Genomic DNA, 18,686 nt, shown 5'->3' with positions numbered 1-18,686 from the left:
ACGACGTGGACCGGGCGTGTAGCTCAGTGGTAGAGCTCTGGTTTTACACACCAGCGGTCGGGGGTTCGAAACCCTCCGCGCCCACCAAAAATTGAAGGTCAGAGGGTATGAAAATCCTCGCTCAACATCATTCAACACATCGTTCAACACCATGATGCGGATATGGCGTCCCTCAGGAGCATTGCGCGCAGCGACGGGACGCAGGCGCATCGAGGGCACTTCCGCCATGAGGGTCGCAAACGTGCCTGACGTTTGACGATCTGGCTGTCGCGCAGGTCTTCAAGGCATCCATCGACAAGCTGGGTGTGGTCCGTGCCCTAGAGCTGCACCGCGTCGAACGCGCCCCTCGCGGTGCCGCTGACGAGCTCACGGTGCACGACTGGATGGAACAACCACATCGACCACCTAATCGGTGTGGACCCTGGAACCATCGCTGGCTATCGCCGGTACGTGAAGAACGACATCGATCCAAAGTGTTGATGACTGCATGGTTGGTGAGCTTCATCGCCCCAGCCTCCCCGTGATCTTGAAACGACCAGAGGGATGTACACCGATCAAGATCGCCTCACGGCCGTTTCACAGCTCGATTATCGGGAGCCGATTGGTTCGGGTATGCGGTTACCGTCGATGTCAGTGTCGACTCGCTTGGAACCTATGGGAAGTGTTGAGTAGTGATGGACAGTGCAAAGTTGCGGCCGCTGCTGGTGGTGTTCGCTGGGCTTCCCGGTAGCGGAAAGACAACGGTGGCGCGCGGGCTGGCTGACGATTTGAGCGCTACCTTCTTGCGAGTGGACACCATCGAAGCGGCGATCAACTCGACTCTTTCTTCTTGTGAAAGAAGCCCAGTGGGATACGTTGCCGCACAGTGGGTAGCAGAAGACCAGTTGCGTGGTGGACGTCCGGTTGTGGTTGATGCGTGCAACAACCTACGGGTGGCTCGTGAGATGTGGAAGGAACTGGCTAGGCGCACCGCAGCCGATCTTCGGTGGGTTAAGGTGATTTGCTCTGATTCTGTCGAGCATCGCCGTCGTGTCGAAGAGCGGCAGGGGGATTGGCCGGGGCAGGGTGATCCGACATGGGCCGAGGTGCAAGCGCGTGAATGGGAACCGTTCGTTGAACCGCGGCTGCTTATCGACAATGTCGGACCACCGTTGGCTCATCGCGCAGCAATACGCAATGAGCTGTTTGGGTTAGGCCCCGAGTGACGTCCGAATCCAGTGTGTTGCCAGTTCTATTGGCGGTGTACCCGTCGCCAGGCAGGGTCGAGCTCCGCCTGTTTGGCGGCTTGGTCCAGTAGTTGGGCTCGTGCGTCCAGTCGGGGAGGGTTGATCGCTTAATAGCTCGCTAGCGCACCAGTTTGGGGACTCAGGGTCCACCGAATCTATTTCGATCGAGATATCTCTCTAGGAGACTACGGAACTCGTGCACGTCTAGTGTTTGGACCGTGTCGCTGTAGTCCAGGGGCGCGCCCACGAACTCCAGCGTCACCGCCCCACTCTTGAAATTGACGGTCACTTCGATGACATTCCCGCCGAAACATACTGTTTCTTCGCTTCGCTCAACCGAGTGTCTGTCAAGCTGCTCCAACATCCATAGACAATCGGCTTCAGTTGCTTCCAGAAACATGTAGATCTCTGAAATGCCATCATTAGATGCGTCAGTCATGATCTCAACCGCTGGTGCATCATTCGGGTATCGACATCATGCTGAGCGAACGTCCTTGTTCGTGGTACGGGCTGATTGTGGTAGGAAACGACTAGCGTTCGATGATGATGCGGGCGGCCCGCCAATGGCCGTGATCGCCGGGAGTGGCCATCACTCCGATGAGGCGATCGAACTGGACGTTATCTGGGCAGTGTTCCACGATGTTCATGTCAAATCGGTATTTGGGATTCGGATGCGTATCTTGCTGGCCGCGATCGGTTACTGAAGCTAGCGCATAACTGCAGCCCCGGAGGGGTAAAGCGGCTGTCGCGAGCCGGTCTAATTGAGCGTTGTATTTTGAGGTTGTTGGATCGTTGAGCCGGGGCGTCATTCGCGCGAGTTCAACCTTCGTGGGGTCGCCGCCGTTGAGTTGGTCCACCAATGTTTGAGCGGTTGCCTGCATTCTTTCAGGGGGATAGGGCTCGTCGACGTAGTCGTCTTCTCTCGCCAAGTACACGCAGGCCGCGAAGGGCGTAGCCATAAAAACAAGAGAGACAACGACGAACAGCCAACGTCGGACCTTCTGCACTCCCTCGTCCCTTTCACCAGGCCGAAGCCTTACCCAGCGACTCAATCGACCAGGAGAGCTTTCGCCCCTCGTCTCCCCGTCGCCCCCACGATCACGTGGTGAGAAAAACCTACCCCTTGAGTCGGGTAGCAACGCTTGATGAACGGCATTTGACCTCTCGATGCGCCTCTGCCCGAACCGTTTTTCACTCTAACTGGGGCTGCATCAACAGGAACGCCGATGGGTCGCTAAAGGCGAGTGTCGATGACGCGCCGTCAGAACATCGTGTTGCTGTTGGCCGACTCCGCCGGAACGTCCTGAATCACGTCCCAGTGCTCGACAATCTTGCCCCCGTCAACGCGGAAGATGTCGACCACTGCTTGCCCGCGGTCCTGCGGATCATTGCTCGAATGCACGTGCAGATAGACCACATCACCGTCGACCGCGCTGCGCACGACCCTGGCCGCCGCTCCCGGATGCTCAGCGAAGAATCCCGTGAAGTAGGACACGAAGGGCGCCTTGCCATCCGGCACGTTGGGGTTGTGTTGCCGGTAGTCGTCGGCCACTACCTCGGCGGCCTGCTGCACCTCATGTTTGTTGAAGAACCGGTCGTAGAAGTCCAGGACCAGCTGACGATTGGCTTCTTGGCGTCCAACATCACGCCCGTCAGATGCAGAAACATCGGAAGGTCCGCACGCGGACACAAGCTCGCCAACACCAGACAGGGTTAGCGCCAGCGCGACGGTCGCCACGGTCGGTGGTCTCTTCATCCCATTGCCTTTCTCATGCTCCAGTGGGTGGAGTTCATTCTCCGAGATGGAGAGCTCAGTCCAAGTCGGCGAGGGCCTTGCGCGCGGCTTCGAGTTCGGCCTCCAGTGCGGCGACCTTGGCGGCCTGCTGCGATCGCGCTTCCTCGATGACCGCGTCGATTGGGGTGGAGAGGTCCTCGTGCAGTTCCTTGGCTGCGCGGGATACGGCGGCGGCCGCGACGGCGAGGTTACGGGCCAGGTAGGTGCTGCCCTGCTTGAGCTCGGCGTGCCATTCGCCATCGGCAGTACCGGTGACGGTGAGGGTCAGCTCGAGGGTCTTGGTTCTCTTGCCCGCGGCCTTCTTAGGGGTTGCCTTCTGCGGCTTCTCCTCGATGGAAGCTTCAGTGCTCGTCGGGACGTCAACAGGGCTCACCAGAACGTCGGAAGTGCCTGGGTCGGTGTCCAACACGTCTACTGCTGGGGTCTCTACAGTCATCGTCACAATGAGCTCCTTGTTGAAGTTTCGCGCGCGGTGGGGGCGGCGAGAGCCATTAGAACACACGTTCGATGAGCTGGGGCAACTCGCCGCGCACGCGGGTGGGCTCGCTGGCGGCGGGGCGTGGGACGCTCCCCGTCCTCCGCAGTGTTAGTTCGCAGGCAAACGTCTGGGCGTTGCCTTTCAGCAACCTTGGACATGGGTCGCCGTTCATGTTTGCGTCACGGTCGAGCCGATCTTTTGTGGTATTTCCGCTGATCCGGCATCGCCGAATGACCTAATCCTCTGGTGGCTCGCCGAGCCGTGCGCTGGGCGTTCGCTGCGGTCGCTCCGGAAAGGTTTCCGGTAGTGATGCTGGTACCTTTTCGTCCTTATTTCCGGTCATCTCGTCAAAGTTCGCGATCTTGAAGGCGCAAACTGTGACGAAACAGTCTCAGTGTTGACAAGAGAGTGTCTCGGCCTTAGATTTCCACCATTGCCATGCGATGTGTTTTCGCAGTAAGACGCAGTTAGTGGCATTGCCTATGAAAAGGCGAGCGTACGGGGGTCCGGCCCGATTGGGTTTGGACGGGACACGGAGGGGTTCGGTTTCATGAAGTTGCCAAATTTGGCACGTCGAAGCTGTGTCGCTGCCATCGCAACATCTGTGGCTGTTGCGATGGGGCTCATGGTGGACGTTTCTGACGCTGCTGCGGATCCGCAGGGGATGCCCGACCAGTACCAGCAGTTCGTGACGGACGACGGTTGGACAGTCGGCCTGACGCTGACCAACGAGGTCATCGATCACATCGACAACATCGCGGGCGCGAGCAACTCTTGGCAGGCGCGCGTGTCCTACCGCGCTGAGGCGACGATCACGGGCTCGGGGTCCGCTGTCATTCAAGATGCGCAGTTGGAGACGGGTTACTTCGTGGGTTGCCGCACCGACTCCTCGTCGGGTGTGGAGTTGGGTGGGGACCTCGGTTTGACGCTCTCGCAGCAGGTCTTTGGCCAGGGCTATGGCGGCGGCTACGGGCAAGGTAGTCAGAGCGGTGGCGGTGGTGGTGGCTTCGGTGGTGTGTCCGGCGGCGGTTCGTTAGGCGCCCAGGAGCACATCGGCGGCTACATGCGCGTGCTACTCAAGCCGGGTGGCTTGGCTCAGCTGCCGATGGACCGGATCAACTTCCGGAACATGCGTGCGGTCTCGCAGGTGCGTAACCAGAACGTAGAAGCCGACGGCTGTGGTGGTCAGGTGAAGATCCAGTCCTTCGCGACATTCCGGATCCGCACCGAGAACGGCAACGACACCCAGACCATCTACGGCGAGCCCAAGGACCTGTGATGACTATCCGTACCCGTGGTGTCGCGCTGATGGCCGCGCTGGCTTTCGTTTCTGCAATCGTGATGGTTTCTGCTCCAAGGGTTTTGGCGGATCCAGTCCAGCCACCGCCCCCAAAGCCGATTCCGTACCCGGTGGCTCAGCCCGATGATCTGCCGCGTATAGCCCCGATCGGTGGGGCGCAGGTAAAGACGAATACTCCGTTGGGCCTCGGGCCGGGGACCGGTCGGCCGTTGGCAGCGGGGCGTGAACGCTCCAACGTCACGATTTCGCCGTCACCCACCGATGGCACCCATCTGCCGACCGCGATCGCCGGTAAGGATGTCGTACTGCATCTGCCGCAAGAGCGAGAGCTCACGCCGGCGCAGTGGGGAGACGGTGGCGCGGCGACTTTCACCTCTCGCGATACCGACTACCGGATTTCCCCATTCGCCGGGGGTGGTGCCGACGTGAACATCATCCGGCGCACCATCTTCACGCCGGAGAACTTCACCTTCGGTCTGCGGGTTCCTGAGGGCACCCACGTGCGCCAGGGCAGCAACGTGGTGCTGGTCGAGTCCGACGCCGCGCCAGGACTGCCGGCTACGACTATCGCGACGTTGTCGGTGCCCGTCGCACGCGATGCCAAGGGCAATCCGGTGCAGGTGAACCCCGTGATCCACGGCGACTACATGTATCAGCAGTCCAATCTCGCTTTGGATCTTGGACCCGCCGATATCTTCGCGTTCCCGATCACGATCACGCTGTCCTACCGGGCCTCGTCGATCCCGGCGAGTGGCCAGCTGACCAGTGATTGGGAGGGTCTGCCTGAGGGCGGTGGCCCGCCAGAGGCGAAGAAGGCCGCGCAAATCATTGGTGCGCCAGGAGATTACGTGGTTGACCCGGGTGGTGCTTACCGGCCCGCCAGTGTCGATCCGGTGCTGTATGCGCAGCGGCATGCCGATCGCTGCCTGTCTGGTCCGAACGAATTCCGATCCGAGGACGGACGGACGACTGATTTCTGGAGTTCGTGCCAGCGACAGGCAATGTGCCTCGATGTCACGCCGGCACAGATGTCAGTAGATGTCTGCAAGAACCAGGCGTTCGCGAATATGTCGGCGCAGTGCACCGCCACGTTCGGTCAGACCGGGCCGGACTATGAGGCGTGCCTGAATGTGGCCAACGGACATGCGGCCTGGTCCAAGGAGAACTTGCTGGGCGGAGGGCTATGCCAACCAGCGGGTCCGGGTGTCAACACCCGGTTCTTGCCCTCGAACAACAACCGTTATTGCAGTAGCTAATTGGTAGGGGAGAACTGCTATGACGCCAAAGAAGTCGCCTAGGACACATATTCCTGCGGGGCTCCGGCGTGCGCTTGCTGCCGTGGCAATTACCGCTGTGGCAGTTGCGGGTTGGCAGCTAAACACGAACTCCCCAACAGGGATTGGCGTGATGGGTCTGCCCGGTGCAACCGCTGATCCGACGGGTCCGCCTGGCCCAACTGGTGATCCAGGCGGCATGAATGGCGGTCAGTTCCAGCCGCCCGGCCTACCTCCGCAGCAGCCCGACTATCGGGGTGGCATCAACCAGCCGCCGCTTGATCAGAACAACGGGGTCTCGATCTACAACACGGGCGCTCAGGGGGCGCCTCAGCAGGCTGGTCAGCAAGGCGCGCAGCAAGGCAACTCGGGGCAGCAGCCTCAGCACGGCACACAGATTCCCGATTATCAGACGGCGACTCCGTACACGCAGGGTCCTGGTAAGGCGAATCCGGATTACCAAGCGCCACAGCAGGGAAACCAGGCGGAACAGCCGCAGCAGGGCCAGCAACAGCAGCCTTCCGAGAATTCGTCCAGCGATTCAGAGGGGCAGCAGAATGACTCGAACAAAGAATGCCAGGAAGTAGCGGAGTATCTCGATATCGCCGAGCCGGTGACGTCCACGGCTGGTGGTGTCGGGCAGCGTATCGGCGGCCAGATTCAGCCTAGCCGTCACAATTCTCCAGGGGGCGGGTGCGAATGCAGCGGAAAACCAGCTCAGAAGCAGCAAGCGAATGACCAAAATGGCGATGAGACTGAAGATCAGAACAACGCATGCGGTGACCGTGCTGGCTACTCCAACCCGCTCGCATCGGCGCCCGTTGCTCAGTCGCCTGACAGTCCGTATCAGCGAGGCTTCTGGCTCGTGGATTGGAGCAAGACCGGCCAGATTCCTAGTTCAATCGCTATCGACCCAAATACGCCGGGATACACCGGTGGTGCAACAGTTCCCGACATAAACAGTCCTTCAAGCTTAAAGCATGTATACGCGTTCCGTATTGTTGGCGCGAGTCCGGCGGGAAACCCGACGACACTGAACTCCGGCGGCATTGACTACCCGGCTCAGTACATGAACTTCTCCTACGAGATGATGACCTATGAAGTGCTGGCTACTAAGAACCGAGCTGGAAAGTTCGCCTATCCGCTGACCCTATCCTTTGATTGGAAACCGGTCACTCAAGAGCAGATGGCACAAGAAATAGGAAAATACAAGGATGTGATGGAGAGTGATCCTACTCATTCGCCATTTGACATTCCACAGCCTGGATTTAGCAAACGCCCGTTCTGGGCGCGCCCAGAGACGCTTTATGGTCACTATAAGAAACACGTGCTGGACAAGCATGAATTCAACTCGAGCTCGCCACTAGAGTATGCGATGGAAGGAGACAAGTTGCGTGATAGGGCGACCAGTCTTCCAACAAAGTTTGATGCAAGCACATGTAAGTATTTTGTGTATGACAAAGCTACAAATACATTCGGGGCATACAACGCTCTAGACTGGTCCACGCGGACGGTGTTTAAGCCCACTCCGCCGGATTATTTTGATAAACAACCGGGAGTTATAATTCAGCGATGACCCGATACTATCGATGTCCCGTATGTGGGTTCCCGGAGCTGCGGTCAATGCCTCGGAATGGGCTTAGCAGTTCTGAGGAAATATGTCCTTCCTGTAATTTTCAGTTCGGCTTCGATGATCTCAGTGAAGGCTATTCCGATGCCGAGTGGCGAGATCGCTGGGTAGCCGAAGGTATGCAGTGGAATGGCGGGCCCGATATGCCGCCACCGGCGGATTGGGATCCAGGGAAACAGCTATCTGAACTGCTTCGAGACTAGCGGAAACTGGGGGATTCAGATGTACATGGTTAGAGGAACATGCGCCGTTGCAGCGTTTGTGGCGACTTCATTGCTCATAGCGTCCTGTAGCTCCGAGGTGAATTCACATAGTCGCACCTCTTCGACTGCTGCCTCCTCTGCTTCCAGTAGTAGGACACCCGACGTCGACTTCGGCAATATTGCAGGGCAATTTCCGCAGACACCCGATATCTCTGCGCCAGATGTTCGGCGGGGCGATTGCGTTGCCCTTACGGGTTCGGCAGCGCACTCGAGCCTTAGCGTCGTGGAGTGCGGGTCCGCGGACAACAACTACCGTGTAGTGCAGATCGCCAGGAAACCGTGGGAGTGTGTGAATGACGCCGATCAGCACTATTACAAAAACAAGGATGGCTCGGAGTTCAGCCTCTGCCTCGATTATGCCTGGGGATCAAAGGATTGTCTCTTGATGTCGGATAACAGTGTGACGCGATCTAAGTGCGAGCACAACGCAGCTGGGAGGGTGGAGAGGCCCCTCACCGTCGTCGGGGACGCGAGCAGTGTCACGGTGTGCCCGACAGGCGGGTATCCTCATCCGACCCGCCGATTTGTGGTCTGTGCGGAAAGTATTTGAGATGACATTCATCAACCACAGATCTTGGCGGCCAACACTAACGCTGGCGCTTCTCGCAGCGGTGTGTGTCACTGCGTGTGCACCAGAAGCTGACACACCGAGGGAGCAGGCGGCGCCTACCGGCATCCAGGTCGAGCCTAGCGGTGAAGCTGACCGCAAGCTTGGAGCGGTTGCCGATGGCGTCCTTGTTGCCTCCAGCGACTATCACAAGGGTGGATCCGCAGACGGTTCACTTATCGCGTTCGCTTCTCCTGGTCGAGTTGTTCTCTGTGCTGGGTCGCTGGAGTCTATTCAATGCAACGTCCCAGGACACACATATCCGGACACCCCGTTTCAGCAAGTCCCGCAACTGGGCACGTGGCGCCCCTACATCTCGATTTCGCACTTCGGCGACGGCCCGGCGGTGCTGGGAAACGGGCTGTGGTCGGAAAACGCAATTGATTCACCAGACATCAAGGAGCTCCCTGAGGGCAGCACGATTCGATTCGGTGAAGTCGAATGTCGTAGTGAAGCAACGGGTGTCACGTGCGTAAGTTACCGATCGAGTATCGGGTTTGACGTCAGCCGAGACCGCTTTACGCCGCTACTCGCGACGAAGAAGTTGTCGGACGACCGAGAAGAGCCACGTATCAGCGGTTCTGAGTACTGTGGAGCAGTAGTTGATGCTCTGACTGTGGAACGTGCAGCCGACTCGGTTCCGTTCATAAGTTCGGCTCGCTCTGACTGGAGCACAGTTTACGGCCGAGGGGCATATCTCTGCGATAGTTTGCAAGCCTTCAATCTCGAGCGGCAGCGAGATGGTGCTGGCCTTGTCTTGGTCTTTGAGAACGGAAAGTTCGTTGGTTCCGCCACTAAGAATCCATACATTGGTTTGGTTGGCGATATTCCCGAAAAGTCAACGGATTCCATTGATCTCAGCTTCACGACGGGTGAAAATCCTCCGAGCGTGAGGTCTGTGACCGTTCATCGAACGCAGATTCCCGTCGATGAGCTTCCACCCGGCGCGCGACGCGCTTCAGATTGACGAGTTTTCCGTTCCGAAAGTCATCTCGATATTGGCAAGCAGTTTTCTTCGAAAACGCCCCTTGCTGGTTAGGCTGAACCAATGATTCGGGCACCTCGATGGATGCTGGCTGTGGCATGTGCTGCGACGATGCTGGTGTCGGGGTGCACAGCGATCGTCAACGGCGACGCGATAGCCACTCCCGGCGAGGAGGGCAAGCGGCTTACCAACCCCAAGTGCAGCTCGGTGACGGTGCCGCTTGTGGAAATGCCGCTGGATGACGACTCTGAGCCGCGCGTTGAAGTTCCGCAGCCCTCGGGCTGGGAACGCGTCAAGCGGTTTGAAAGTGGCGTGGTGCGTGTCTACTTGGCGGCCCCAGACCTTCGCGCCAATGGGTTTGTCCCGAATGCGACGGTGGCCATGGCCAACTTGACGGGCAAGGTGTCGAGCGAGGACGCCGCGTTCGCCGCTGAGCGTGATGGCTTGGAGATGTTCGGTATTACAGACCTTGTCGAAGCTTCGAGCACTATCTGCGGGTATCCGTCGAAGACGTTGACCTACAACATGGCGCTGGGAAAAATCCCTGTTCACCGGGTCACCACCACCATTGTGGTGGTGAAGAATGGCAGCAAGGTGTTCACCGTTGGGGTATCGGTGCAGGCCTTGGATGACACCGTGCGTGGTTTCGACAGTGCGCGCGAAACTATCCTGGCGGGGCTGCAGGTCAGTCCGCCGGCTACATCCTGATATCGGTTGCCGGAGTGGCCCATTGGGCATCGACAACGGTGGCGTGCTCCGGTAGCGGTGGCCGGTAGCCCTTGTCTTCTGCCATGCGGTCAGCGACGCTGGCGTGAATCCAGGAGCCGTCGGGGATGCGTCGGCGGCGGAAAATCAACAGCGCCCAGAGCCAATTGACCCGATGAATCTTGCCCATGGCGTAGGTGGGGTCAACAGAGCAATACCGTTGGTATTTCTCGGTATTGAGTAGCAAGCCATGTTCGGCCGCGCCCTCGATCACCCACTTGAGTGCGATATCGGAAAGCCTGTCGTCATCGGCGTAGTCGCCGCCGATGTCGGAATGAATGCCGGCGAACCACACTTCGTCGACGAGCCGTTGATCGCCCAGGGATTTGATGAGGTACTCACGGTAGGGTCGGCGTTTCTCGTCGATGGCCACCGCATGACGTCCGGCCTGCGCGTTGGGAACACTTGGTGCATAAGGCCATTGCATGCTGCGTTTGAAGATGCCGGGCGCGCTGACGGTGTCCCACAGGCCCAGATATGCGATAGGGATGGCGAACTTGCCATCCTCGCGACGAGCGAGGGTTCGGGAGAACGAATGCAGCTGGTCCCAGCGATCGGGGGACCAGGTTGCGCACGACTGCGCGTACAGGCTCACCGCATAGGGCACGAGGTTTTGCGAGCCGGGGCGCAGCATGCCGACAGAGTTGAGAAGCCCGGCAAGGCCTCTCGCGCAGAATGCGCCACGGCTGAATCCGAAGATGAAGATGCGGTCTCCGGGCTGCCACCGTTCGATCAGATACGTGTAGGCCTGAGCAAGCTTGGCGCGCAAGCCAATCCCGAATGCGAAACCCAGGATTCGGGCGACGAATTGACCTGCCGGGGCGTAGGTGCCGACGGCCGGATCGGTGCCAACGCCGGGGTCGTAGTACGAGATCTGGCGGTCGGACAGATCGTGGATCACCATGTCATAGCCGCGGACGACATTCGTGTTCCCCGCGGCACGGATCTGGTTACCCGTGCCGTCGAGGCAGATGACGATGTTCTTGCCCATCGTCATAGAGCGTTAGTCCTCGCCGTCGTACGGCTTCGGGTCGTACGGCGATGCGTGCGGATTCTGGTAGTCGACATGCTCCTCGTTCCACACACCGATGACGGCGGGGGACACCTTCGGCAGTGGACCGATTAGCTCATTGCCGTTGTCGAGGCTCACGAGGAACTCCGGGGTGAAGTGCTGGTCCTCGTCTTCCTGGTGATGCTGGCCCGCAGCACCCGGAGTCATCATGGTCGGCGGCTGGGCGATTCCCATGCCCGCCATCGGTGACACCGACGGTGCGGCCGTGAGTCCCATGCCAGCACCCGCGGTGTAGGACCCGGCGATGATCGGTCCGGCGGCAAGGGGAGTGAGGTCCGCGTTCTGGTCCTTGTCTTTTTCGTCCTTGTTGGTGGTCGGCTTGCCCCACCGCCCGATGCCATAGGTGCCCGGGACTGATCCCGTGTTGGGGCCGGTCGCGGTGGTGCTTCCTCCCGAGGATGGCCTGGTTCCGGCTCCGGCGCCCGCTCCGGCAGCAGCGGACGCTGCGGCCGCGGGGCCACCAGCGCCAGCTCCCGAACCACCACCCGCTGCACCTGCGGCGGCCGCGGCAGCACCTGCGGCGCCAGATCCGCCGGAGGCGGATGCTTGCGCGGGGTCGGCCAGAGCGGCTGCTGCCGCAGCGCGCACCGCGGCCTCGTCGATCGGCTTGACCTGGCCGGGCTGGATGTCCTTGCCGCCACCCAAGCCTGATAACGATGACGCGGCGTTGACCGGCATGGCGGCAGCGTCTGCGAACTGTGGAGCCGGTGGAAGAGCGGGGAGGCCGGAAGCCGCCTGTTGGGAAACAGGGGACCAGACATTCCGCATGATCATGCGAGCTTCGTCTTGCTTCTGCTCGGCCAGGGCTTGTTGGGCGTAGTACTGCTCGTAGGCGGCGCGGGTGTGCTCTTGAGGTCGCTGAACCTGGACAACCTCGGGCATGAGGCCCTTGATCTGCGTCATCGCCGTTTCGACCTCGGCTGGCTTGGTAGCCATGAGAGACAGTCCATCGCTGACCTTTTCGGCGTGGCTCTTGTAGTCGGAGATGCCCTGCTTGGCTGCTTCGGCGCCTTCTCCAGTCCACTGCGCGCCGACTGCGGTATCAAAGGTCCGCTTGAAATCGTCCAATGCCTTGCTGAAACCGGTGGACAGCTTTTCCCAGTCGTTGGAGACGTCGATGGCTTTGGCGGGTTGGAAGGCGTCGGATGCCGCCTTGATATCTGCGTGGGACCAGCTGTTGAAATCCTCCGTCGGGACTCCTATTGACTCCGTCCCGCCATCGATGTTCGAGCCATGCTGACGCTGCTTGGCGTAGACCACGTCGCGTTCGCGATTACCCCTGGTCCAGCCGTCTTCTTCTCCGGTCATGGTCCCTCCTTCGTGTATTGGCGTGCAACTAGGTCTTTAGGTTCGGACGTGTGCAGTGCCGATCCGGTTCCGTCTTTTTTGGACATGTCACTGCGGAAAGTAGGGGAGAAGTCCTTCCATGTTCTTCTTGACTGCAGTCAAGCAATCAGGGAAAGGAGTGAAGTCATTGTGGACTCCAACCGCGAGGACCCCGTACACGCCGGTAGTGGCGGCCACGTTTAGCGCGCACGAGTTGGTTTCCGGCTGTGGCGATCGATATCCAAACAGCATCTTGCGTCCGTTGACCTCAAACTCCTGGTATCCCCATTCATTGTTGGTCTTCTTGAGCATGTCTAGCGTGTAGTTCGACGCCGCGACAGTGAGGAGATAGTGCGGCGCCCTGGGGTAGTACTTACAGAAGACGTTTTCAATGTCCCCGTCGGTCTGGGTGTCTGGTCGGGGAGGTTTTGCATCTAGCTGTAGATCGGCAATCACGCCCGCTGGGATGTCTTTGCAGGGGTCGAACGTGACGTGTGTGCGTCCTGCTGTGTTCGTCGGGAGCTGAGATGCGACTGCTGAACCGGAGGATGTGACCGCGGTCCCAGAGATCGGGCCCGAACATCCGGCTGAGGCAACCATCAGGGACGCCAGGATCGCGACTCGGAGCATGGTCATGTCGTTATTGGCCGTGAGGTCCAAAGCGAGTGGTGTTGTTGGCTTCCGTTGATTGGTAACCACGGCGGAGAGCCACGAACAGAGTTTTCATTTCTTCGACTTGGTCAATATGTGACTGAAACGAGCTGGCAGCGCTGCTCTTACCGCCTGAGGCCTTCGCTTGAAACGCCTGTGCAAGTTGTGCCCCGGAGCTGAGGTGTCCCTCAGCGAACCCAAGCTGATACGTGCTGAGATCGCTAGCATCGCGGAAAAGATCCCCGAGTGCCTGGATGTATGCGTCACACGCGGCCAGGATGTTATCGATCGCGCCGTCTTCTAGGTGCAGGACGAGCGCCCCACTTTTCGCATTCGTGACCAGCTGATCAGCAGACATAGAGCCCCCTCAGGTCGTGGCCGGGTTTGGCCAGGTCAGGTTCATCGTATGTATATAGGACGTCGAACGTCCCAGATCGGTTCCATCGAATTTCGAGCAGTTGCGACAGCCCGCACTACCCACCCCAGCGCCTGCGCACCCCGGTGTATCGCCAGCCCAGCGCTGCCAACGCCCACGTCACGATGAACAGCGCCACGATCACATAACCCATCGCGGCCAGATCCAGGTCGCCCACCGCGGCCAGCGGACCCGTCGTGATGTCCAGCTTCTCCGTGAGAATCGAAATGATCTCCTGCGACCCGATCAGCACCGCCACCGCCACCGAAAGCCCGGTGACCACCAGGTTGTAGTAGATCTTGCGCGCCGGCTCTTGGAACGCCCAGTCGTAGGCGAAGTTCATCAAGGACCCGTCGAGCGAATCGAACAGCGACATCCCGGCGCTGAACAGGATGGGCAGCACCAAGATCGCGTACCAGGGCAGCCCGGTCACCGCGGCACCGCCGGCGATCACCAGCAGCGACACCTCGGTGACCGTGTCGAACCCCAACCCGAACAGCAGGCCCACTGGGTACATCTGCCAGGGCTTGCGGATCGTCGCCATCAACGGCCCGAAAAGCCGGTTCAGCCCACCGCGATTGGACAGCTCGCGCTCCAATGCTGCCTCGTCCACCTCACCACCGCGCATCCGCTTGGCAATTCGGTAGATCCCGATCAGCGACACCAGGTTGAGCAGCCCGATCAGCAACAGGAATGTCCCCGAGACCGCTGTTCCAAACACGCCGGTCCACTGCTGCAGTGAGGAGTGCTCATCGGAAACATTGGCCGCCAACGCCTTAACGCCGAGCGCTAGCAGCCCGACCATGATGAACACGATCGACGAATGTCCCAGGGAGAACCAGAAACCCACCGACATCGGGCGTCGTCCATCGGCGACCAGCTTGCGGGTGGTGTTGTCGATGGCCGCGATGTGGTCGGCATCAAAGGCATGCCGCATGCCCAGCGTGTACGCCGTGACACCCAGCCCAACCCCGAACACGCTGCCCTGCACCGTGAAATGCGCGGGAGCGACCAGGAAGAGCAGCATGCCCCAACCGAGGATGTGCAGCGCGCCCACCGCGACGCTCATCCAGACGACGCTGCGCCTCTGACCTTCGTCCAAACGATGCCAGCCGGTGAGAATCTGCACGTCTGCGAGCCTAGACGACAGGCTTACCCATACGCTCGCGCAATCGCATGTCCCAGATGAGCACGGCGTAGGACAACGCCCACAGCTGTGCGGGCACCATCCGATCGGCGATCCGCAGCGCGCTCAGCAGCGCATCGAAGCGGCGTTGATCGCGATCCGTCCACGGAACCTGCAACAGCTCACGGAACTCTGGGGGCAGAAACCCTTTGGTTGCAAACAGATTGAACCGCCCGGCCATCCGCAACGGCCACGGCAGCATCTTGAAGGACGCGACGCCCAACAGATGCTCACGTATCGGCGCGTCGATCCGCAGCTCGTCGACGGACCGTTTCCAGTAGTCGTTGAACGCATCCCGGTCGGGAGGCCACTCCTCGGGCCGCACCTGCAGCGCGGTGCCGATCCGTGCGCCGTCGCGATAGATCTCATCTGCCGTCGCATCATCGAGCGGGCCGTGCAGCGACTCATAGGCCTGCACGTAGTACTGGTACAGGCACGCCGCCACCCACAGCTGCAGTCCTGGATCGAAGGCGTTGTACTTCACCGGGCTCGTGGGTGTGGAGCGCACCTGCCGGTGCACCGCGTCGACACCGCGCTTCATCACCTCGCGGTCGCGGCGGCTACCCATCGTGGCGACCGCCAGAAACATCCCGGTGGTCCGGGCCCGTTTGAACGGATGTTTGTAGACGTTGCCGCTGTCGACGGGGCTCTCCAGCACTCCATATCCGACGCTCGGATGTGACAGCTGCATGATCACATTGGAGGCAGGCAACAGCATCGACGCGGGATTGACCAGGTCCACAAGCCTGGCAGGCGAGTGCTTCATTGCACAGCAAATTCTATAGGGTGTCTGCGTGTCGCGCCGAGGATTCCGCGCCGCGGGTATCGCCCTCGGTTACGCCCTGGACCGGGCCTTCGGTGACCCGCAGCGGTTCCACCCGGTCGCTGGATTCGGGCAGGCTGCCGCGGCGCTGGAGACCTATACCTACCGGGACACCAAGCTCGCCGGTGCAGCGCACACCACCGCGCTGTTGACCGCCGTCACCGTCGCCGGATGGGCGGCCGAACGCGCGGCGCGCCGCTCCGCAACCGCCACCGTCGTCGTGACCGCCGTCGCGACCTGGGCGACCCTGGGCGGAACGTCCCTGGTCCGAGTGGGTGCCCGGATGTCGGAGCATTTGTATGACGACAACATCGACGACGCGCGTGTGCTGCTGCCGTCCCTCTGCGGCCGGGACCCGAGCCTGTTGGACGTCGACGGCATCGCCCGCGCCACCGTGGAATCCCTGGCAGAGAACACCTCCGACGCCCACACCGGGCCGCTGGTATGGGCGGCAATCGCGGGAGTGCCTGGCGTGCTGGCCTACCGTGCGGCCAACACCCTCGACGCAATGATTGGTCACAAATCGGCCCGGTACCTGCGATTTGGCTGGGCGGCAGCGCGGTTGGATGACCTGCTCAATCTGCTGCCCGCCAGGATCACCGCGCTGGCCACGGCGGTTGCGGCCCCGTTTCTCGGGGGATCACTGGTAGCAACGCTGCGCGTCTGTCTGCGCGACGGGCATCGCCACCCCAGTCCCAACGCCGGCGTCGCCGAGGCCGCATTCGCGGGTGCACTCGGCGTGCGTCTCGGCGGCCCCGTCCGGTACCCGTACGGCGAGGAGATCCGCCCCACCTTGGGTCGCGGTGCCGCGCCCAGGATCGGGGAAGTGTATGAGTCAGCCCGGCTTTCGCGTGCCGTCCAGAACGTGACGGCCGTCGTCGCGGTGATCGCTGCGCTGCGTCAGCGCCGCCCGTAACGGTCGGCCAACCGTTCCTCGGTGGTCTTCGGTGCTCCGGGTTTCACGGCTTTCACCGCAGCGGCCGCCGCGCGGCGCTGCCTGATTTCGGAGAACACGAAGTACCCCAACCCAAATGGCGCCAGAATCCCGAACGCGATCCACTGGATGCCGTAGGACAGGAAGGGGCCGGCGTCCAGCTGGGGCAGCGGGATGGCCCCCAAGCCACCCGGCTGATCCTCCGAGAGCTGCAGATACGGCCCGGCAAGCGAAGTCTTCAGCAGCGTCGACACCTGCCCTGGAACGATCGAATACACCTGGTATTCGCCGTTTTCCAGGAACGGCGCCTTTTCTGACTGCTGTTCGGGCTCCCGCAGCCGCGCGTTGATGGTCACCTGCCCGGTGGGCGCCACGGGTACCGGCGGCGCGCTGGTGCCCTCTTCGGGCCGTACATAGCCGCGGTTCACCAGAATTGCAGGACCACCATCGACCTGGAAAACCGTCAGCGCCTCATAGGCAGGCTTGGCGTCGACCACGCGCAGCCGGGCCAGCACCTGACGGTCCGGTAGATAGTGGCCGGTCGCCGTCACCCGGCGCCACTCGGAGTCCTCGGGCATCGAATAGTCAGGCCGCAGCTCATCTTTCAGCGACACCGGATCGGCGCTCACCGAATGGGCGATGCGGCCGTTCTCTCGCGAGGTCTTGGTGTTCTTACCCAGCTGCCACGGAGCCAGCACCGTGAAACACAGATACGCGAATGCGACGACCACCAGCGCCAGGGCAATCCATCCCGGGCGCAGCAGAAACGCGAGCCGTCGCATCAGCTGTTCTCACGCTCCGCGAGCGTCTTGTCGACCCAGTCGTGCAGGCCGGGCATCGCGGCCTCGATAACCGACAGCACGTCCACGAAATCCTTGCGGTCGCCGTAGTAAGGGTCCTCGACATCCATGGCCGCGCGGCCGGCCCGTGGATCGAAAGACCGCAGCAGCCGCACCCGCTCGGGGTCGGCTCCCAGATGCAGCAGCATCCGGGAGTGGTTGCGCGCCAGGGCAATGATGAGATCGGCGCTCAGATGATCACCATCCACCTGGGCGGCTCGGTGCTGCGTCGGGTAGCCGTACTCGGCCAGCACGCTGGCCGCCCGCTCGTCGGCCGGCTGTCCGGAATGCCAATCGCCGGTGCCGGCGCTGGTGACGCGTACTCGATCGCCGAGACCGCGCTCGGCGAGCTGGTGCGCCAGCATCTTCTCGGCGATGGGGGAGCGGCAGATGTTGCCGGTGCACACGAAGGTGACATGCAACTCAGACATGAAGCTCCTCCCGCAGTTCTTGCGGGGTGCCGACGCGGCTAATGATCCATCGGGAAAGATCGCCGGAGTTGAGCGCATCATCGTCGAAATCTGTTGCTCCGTAGCCCCAGTCGACGACGACGGTGCCGATACCGTGTGCGGCCGCGCCTTCCACGTCGTGCACGCGGTCGCCGACCATCACGACGCCGGTCGAGGGAACGTCATCCAGCTGGGACAGCGCGTGCTCGATCACATCGGCCTTACTGGACCGGACACCGTCGGGGCTTGCTCCGGCGATCACCTGGAAAAACTCGGCGAGCCCGAAATGCTCCAGAATGCGCGCCGCGATCGGTTCGGACTTGGATGTCGCCACCACCATGGGCACCCCCGCCTCGCGTAGCCCGGTCAGCACGTCGTGGATGCCGTCGAACATCTCATTGACGGCCCATCCGCGTTCGCCGTAGTCGGCTCGATAGGCCGCTATCGCGTCGTCGGCACGGTCGCCGAGCCCCATCGAGCCCAGCGTGACGTGCATCGGCGGTCCCACCACGCGCGACGCGATATCACCGGTCGGTTCGGGGGCGCCGACATGACTGAGCGCGTGACGGAAACTGGAGACGATCCCCGGTGCAGAATCAGTCAAGGTGCCGTCGAGATCGAAGATCACCAGCATCGGAGGAGCCACCCCCCTACATTAGTGTCGAGAC

General features: G+C 61.2%; 20 protein-coding genes and 1 tRNA gene. 8 read left to right on the top strand and 13 right to left on the bottom strand.

What is annotated here, in order from left to right:
• Positions 1–12: 12 nt before the first annotated feature.
• Positions 13–87: transfer RNA gene (locus B4383_RS22825), tRNA-Val, on the top strand.
• 587 nt (positions 88–674) lie between these two features.
• Positions 675–1,205: an AAA family ATPase gene (locus B4383_RS22820; protein WP_078291351.1), complete on the top strand. Its 531-nt coding sequence runs from the start codon at positions 675–677 to the stop codon at positions 1,203–1,205.
• A gap of 160 nt (positions 1,206–1,365) precedes the next feature.
• On the opposite strand, the gene B4383_RS22815 is transcribed toward B4383_RS22820, so the two are convergent.
• From B4383_RS22815 to B4383_RS22805, 4 genes are all read right to left on the bottom strand, one after another.
• Entirely contained in the window at positions 1,366–1,665 is a 300-nt protein-coding gene (locus B4383_RS22815) for a hypothetical protein (protein ID WP_078291353.1), read from the bottom strand.
• A 91-nt stretch (positions 1,666–1,756) separates the two neighbouring features.
• Complete coding sequence (locus B4383_RS26480; RefSeq protein WP_139360994.1) at positions 1,757–2,233, bottom strand: hypothetical protein; 477 nt, start codon at positions 2,231–2,233, stop codon at positions 1,757–1,759.
• Positions 2,234–2,487: 254 nt separating this feature from the next.
• Positions 2,488–2,982, bottom strand: coding sequence for a nuclear transport factor 2 family protein (locus tag B4383_RS22810; RefSeq protein ID WP_078291355.1), 495 nt, complete (start codon positions 2,980–2,982; stop codon positions 2,488–2,490).
• A gap of 55 nt (positions 2,983–3,037) precedes the next feature.
• Positions 3,038–3,457: a DUF6319 family protein gene (locus B4383_RS22805; protein ID WP_286150634.1), complete on the bottom strand. Its 420-nt coding sequence runs from the start codon at positions 3,455–3,457 to the stop codon at positions 3,038–3,040.
• A gap of 592 nt (positions 3,458–4,049) precedes the next feature.
• On the opposite strand from B4383_RS22805, the gene B4383_RS22800 reads away from it, so the two are divergent.
• The 5 genes from B4383_RS22800 (at position 4,050) to B4383_RS22780 (ending at position 10,266) form a co-directional block, all read left to right on the top strand.
• Positions 4,050–4,778: an MspA family porin gene (locus B4383_RS22800; RefSeq protein WP_078291357.1), complete on the top strand. Its 729-nt coding sequence runs from the start codon at positions 4,050–4,052 to the stop codon at positions 4,776–4,778.
• Positions 4,778–6,055: a hypothetical protein gene (locus tag B4383_RS22795; protein ID WP_078291611.1), complete on the top strand. Its 1,278-nt coding sequence runs from the start codon at positions 4,778–4,780 to the stop codon at positions 6,053–6,055. Before B4383_RS22800 ends, B4383_RS22795 begins: the two co-directional genes overlap by 1 nt.
• A gap of 19 nt (positions 6,056–6,074) precedes the next feature.
• On the top strand, positions 6,075–7,649 hold the full coding sequence (locus B4383_RS22790) for a hypothetical protein (protein WP_353615633.1): 1,575 nt from the start codon (positions 6,075–6,077) through the stop codon (positions 7,647–7,649).
• An 868-nt stretch (positions 7,650–8,517) separates the two neighbouring features.
• A complete protein-coding gene (locus B4383_RS26475) occupies positions 8,518–9,540 on the top strand; it encodes a hypothetical protein (protein ID WP_139360992.1) in 1,023 nt (340 codons plus the stop codon).
• 129 nt (positions 9,541–9,669) lie between these two features.
• Positions 9,670–10,266 carry an LpqN/LpqT family lipoprotein gene (locus tag B4383_RS22780; RefSeq protein ID WP_078291615.1) on the top strand — a complete coding sequence of 199 codons (597 nt, stop codon included), beginning with the start codon at positions 9,670–9,672 and terminating at the stop codon, positions 10,264–10,266.
• Here the strand turns inward: B4383_RS22780 and B4383_RS22775 are convergent.
• The 6 genes from B4383_RS22775 to B4383_RS22750 form a co-directional block, all read right to left on the bottom strand.
• Complete coding sequence (locus B4383_RS22775; RefSeq protein ID WP_078291613.1) at positions 10,256–11,314, bottom strand: DUF2235 domain-containing protein; 1,059 nt, start codon at positions 11,312–11,314, stop codon at positions 10,256–10,258. The two genes, B4383_RS22780 and B4383_RS22775, sit on opposite strands and share 11 nt — an antisense overlap.
• Before the next feature lie 12 nt (positions 11,315–11,326).
• A complete protein-coding gene (locus B4383_RS22770) occupies positions 11,327–12,703 on the bottom strand; it encodes a hypothetical protein (protein ID WP_078291363.1) in 1,377 nt (458 codons plus the stop codon).
• Positions 12,704–12,790: 87 nt separating this feature from the next.
• Positions 12,791–13,321, bottom strand: a complete 531-nt coding sequence (locus tag B4383_RS22765) for a DUF3558 domain-containing protein (RefSeq protein WP_286150636.1) — start codon at positions 13,319–13,321, stop codon at positions 12,791–12,793.
• Positions 13,322–13,361: 40 nt separating this feature from the next.
• Complete coding sequence (locus B4383_RS22760; RefSeq protein ID WP_078291365.1) at positions 13,362–13,730, bottom strand: hypothetical protein; 369 nt, start codon at positions 13,728–13,730, stop codon at positions 13,362–13,364.
• Positions 13,731–13,845: 115 nt separating this feature from the next.
• Positions 13,846–14,889 (bottom strand): HoxN/HupN/NixA family nickel/cobalt transporter, encoded by a 1,044-nt coding sequence (locus B4383_RS22755; RefSeq protein ID WP_217697792.1) that lies wholly within the window; start codon positions 14,887–14,889, stop codon positions 13,846–13,848.
• A 37-nt stretch (positions 14,890–14,926) separates the two neighbouring features.
• Positions 14,927–15,739: an oxygenase MpaB family protein gene (locus B4383_RS22750; protein WP_078291367.1), complete on the bottom strand. Its 813-nt coding sequence runs from the start codon at positions 15,737–15,739 to the stop codon at positions 14,927–14,929.
• Positions 15,740–15,767: 28 nt separating this feature from the next.
• On the opposite strand from B4383_RS22750, the gene B4383_RS22745 reads away from it, so the two are divergent.
• The gene (locus B4383_RS22745; protein ID WP_078291369.1) at positions 15,768–16,712 is read left to right on the top strand and encodes a cobalamin biosynthesis protein; all 945 of its coding nucleotides are present in this window, start codon (positions 15,768–15,770) and stop codon (positions 16,710–16,712) included.
• Here the strand turns inward: B4383_RS22745 and B4383_RS22740 are convergent.
• Genes B4383_RS22740 through B4383_RS22730 form a run of 3 tightly spaced genes read right to left on the bottom strand, consistent with a single transcriptional unit; the run spans position 16,697 to position 18,652 of the window.
• Positions 16,697–17,512, bottom strand: a complete 816-nt coding sequence (locus B4383_RS22740) for an SURF1 family protein (RefSeq protein ID WP_078291371.1) — start codon at positions 17,510–17,512, stop codon at positions 16,697–16,699. The two genes, B4383_RS22745 and B4383_RS22740, sit on opposite strands and share 16 nt — an antisense overlap.
• Positions 17,512–18,000: a low molecular weight protein-tyrosine-phosphatase gene (locus B4383_RS22735; RefSeq protein ID WP_078291373.1), complete on the bottom strand. Its 489-nt coding sequence runs from the start codon at positions 17,998–18,000 to the stop codon at positions 17,512–17,514. Before B4383_RS22735 ends, B4383_RS22740 begins: the two co-directional genes overlap by 1 nt.
• Positions 17,993–18,652 carry an HAD-IA family hydrolase gene (locus B4383_RS22730; protein WP_078291375.1) on the bottom strand — a complete coding sequence of 220 codons (660 nt, stop codon included), beginning with the start codon at positions 18,650–18,652 and terminating at the stop codon, positions 17,993–17,995. Before B4383_RS22730 ends, B4383_RS22735 begins: the two co-directional genes overlap by 8 nt.
• Positions 18,653–18,686 lie beyond the last annotated feature (34 nt).

It is taken from the genome of Mycobacterium sp. D16R24 (assembly GCF_002013385.1).
Taxonomy (GTDB): Bacteria; Actinomycetota; Actinomycetes; order Mycobacteriales; family Mycobacteriaceae; genus Mycobacterium.
The sequence above is the reverse complement of the archived record's forward strand: the minus strand, read 5'-3'. Positions and strand labels throughout refer to the sequence as shown.

What these genes read in the sequence shown, in the direction of transcription:
- B4383_RS22780 (WP_078291615.1), top strand. Translation starts at nt 9,670, where the DNA reads ATGCTGGTGTCGGGGTGCACAGCGATCGTCAACGGCGACGCGATAGCC.
- B4383_RS22820 (WP_078291351.1), top strand. Translation starts at nt 675, where the DNA reads ATGGACAGTGCAAAGTTGCGGCCGCTGCTGGTGGTGTTCGCTGGGCTT.
- B4383_RS22730 (WP_078291375.1), bottom strand. Translation starts at nt 18,652, where the DNA reads ATGCTGGTGATCTTCGATCTCGACGGCACCTTGACTGATTCTGCACCG.
- B4383_RS22775 (WP_078291613.1), bottom strand. Translation starts at nt 11,314, where the DNA reads ATGGGCAAGAACATCGTCATCTGCCTCGACGGCACGGGTAACCAGATC.
- B4383_RS22805 (WP_286150634.1), bottom strand. Translation starts at nt 3,457, where the DNA reads ATGACTGTAGAGACCCCAGCAGTAGACGTGTTGGACACCGACCCAGGC.
- B4383_RS26475 (WP_139360992.1), top strand. Translation starts at nt 8,518, where the DNA reads ATGACATTCATCAACCACAGATCTTGGCGGCCAACACTAACGCTGGCG.
- B4383_RS22795 (WP_078291611.1), top strand. Translation starts at nt 4,778, where the DNA reads ATGACTATCCGTACCCGTGGTGTCGCGCTGATGGCCGCGCTGGCTTTC.
- B4383_RS22810 (WP_078291355.1), bottom strand. Translation starts at nt 2,982, where the DNA reads ATGAAGAGACCACCGACCGTGGCGACCGTCGCGCTGGCGCTAACCCTG.
- B4383_RS22790 (WP_353615633.1), top strand. Translation starts at nt 6,075, where the DNA reads ATGACGCCAAAGAAGTCGCCTAGGACACATATTCCTGCGGGGCTCCGG.
- B4383_RS22735 (WP_078291373.1), bottom strand. Translation starts at nt 18,000, where the DNA reads ATGTCTGAGTTGCATGTCACCTTCGTGTGCACCGGCAACATCTGCCGC.
- B4383_RS22750 (WP_078291367.1), bottom strand. Translation starts at nt 15,739, where the DNA reads ATGAAGCACTCGCCTGCCAGGCTTGTGGACCTGGTCAATCCCGCGTCG.
- B4383_RS22800 (WP_078291357.1), top strand. Translation starts at nt 4,050, where the DNA reads ATGAAGTTGCCAAATTTGGCACGTCGAAGCTGTGTCGCTGCCATCGCA.
- B4383_RS22765 (WP_286150636.1), bottom strand. Translation starts at nt 13,321, where the DNA reads ATGGTTGCCTCAGCCGGATGTTCGGGCCCGATCTCTGGGACCGCGGTC.
- B4383_RS22815 (WP_078291353.1), bottom strand. Translation starts at nt 1,665, where the DNA reads ATGACTGACGCATCTAATGATGGCATTTCAGAGATCTACATGTTTCTG.
- B4383_RS22770 (WP_078291363.1), bottom strand. Translation starts at nt 12,703, where the DNA reads ATGACCGGAGAAGAAGACGGCTGGACCAGGGGTAATCGCGAACGCGAC.
- B4383_RS22740 (WP_078291371.1), bottom strand. Translation starts at nt 17,512, where the DNA reads ATGCGACGGCTCGCGTTTCTGCTGCGCCCGGGATGGATTGCCCTGGCG.
- B4383_RS22760 (WP_078291365.1), bottom strand. Translation starts at nt 13,730, where the DNA reads ATGTCTGCTGATCAGCTGGTCACGAATGCGAAAAGTGGGGCGCTCGTC.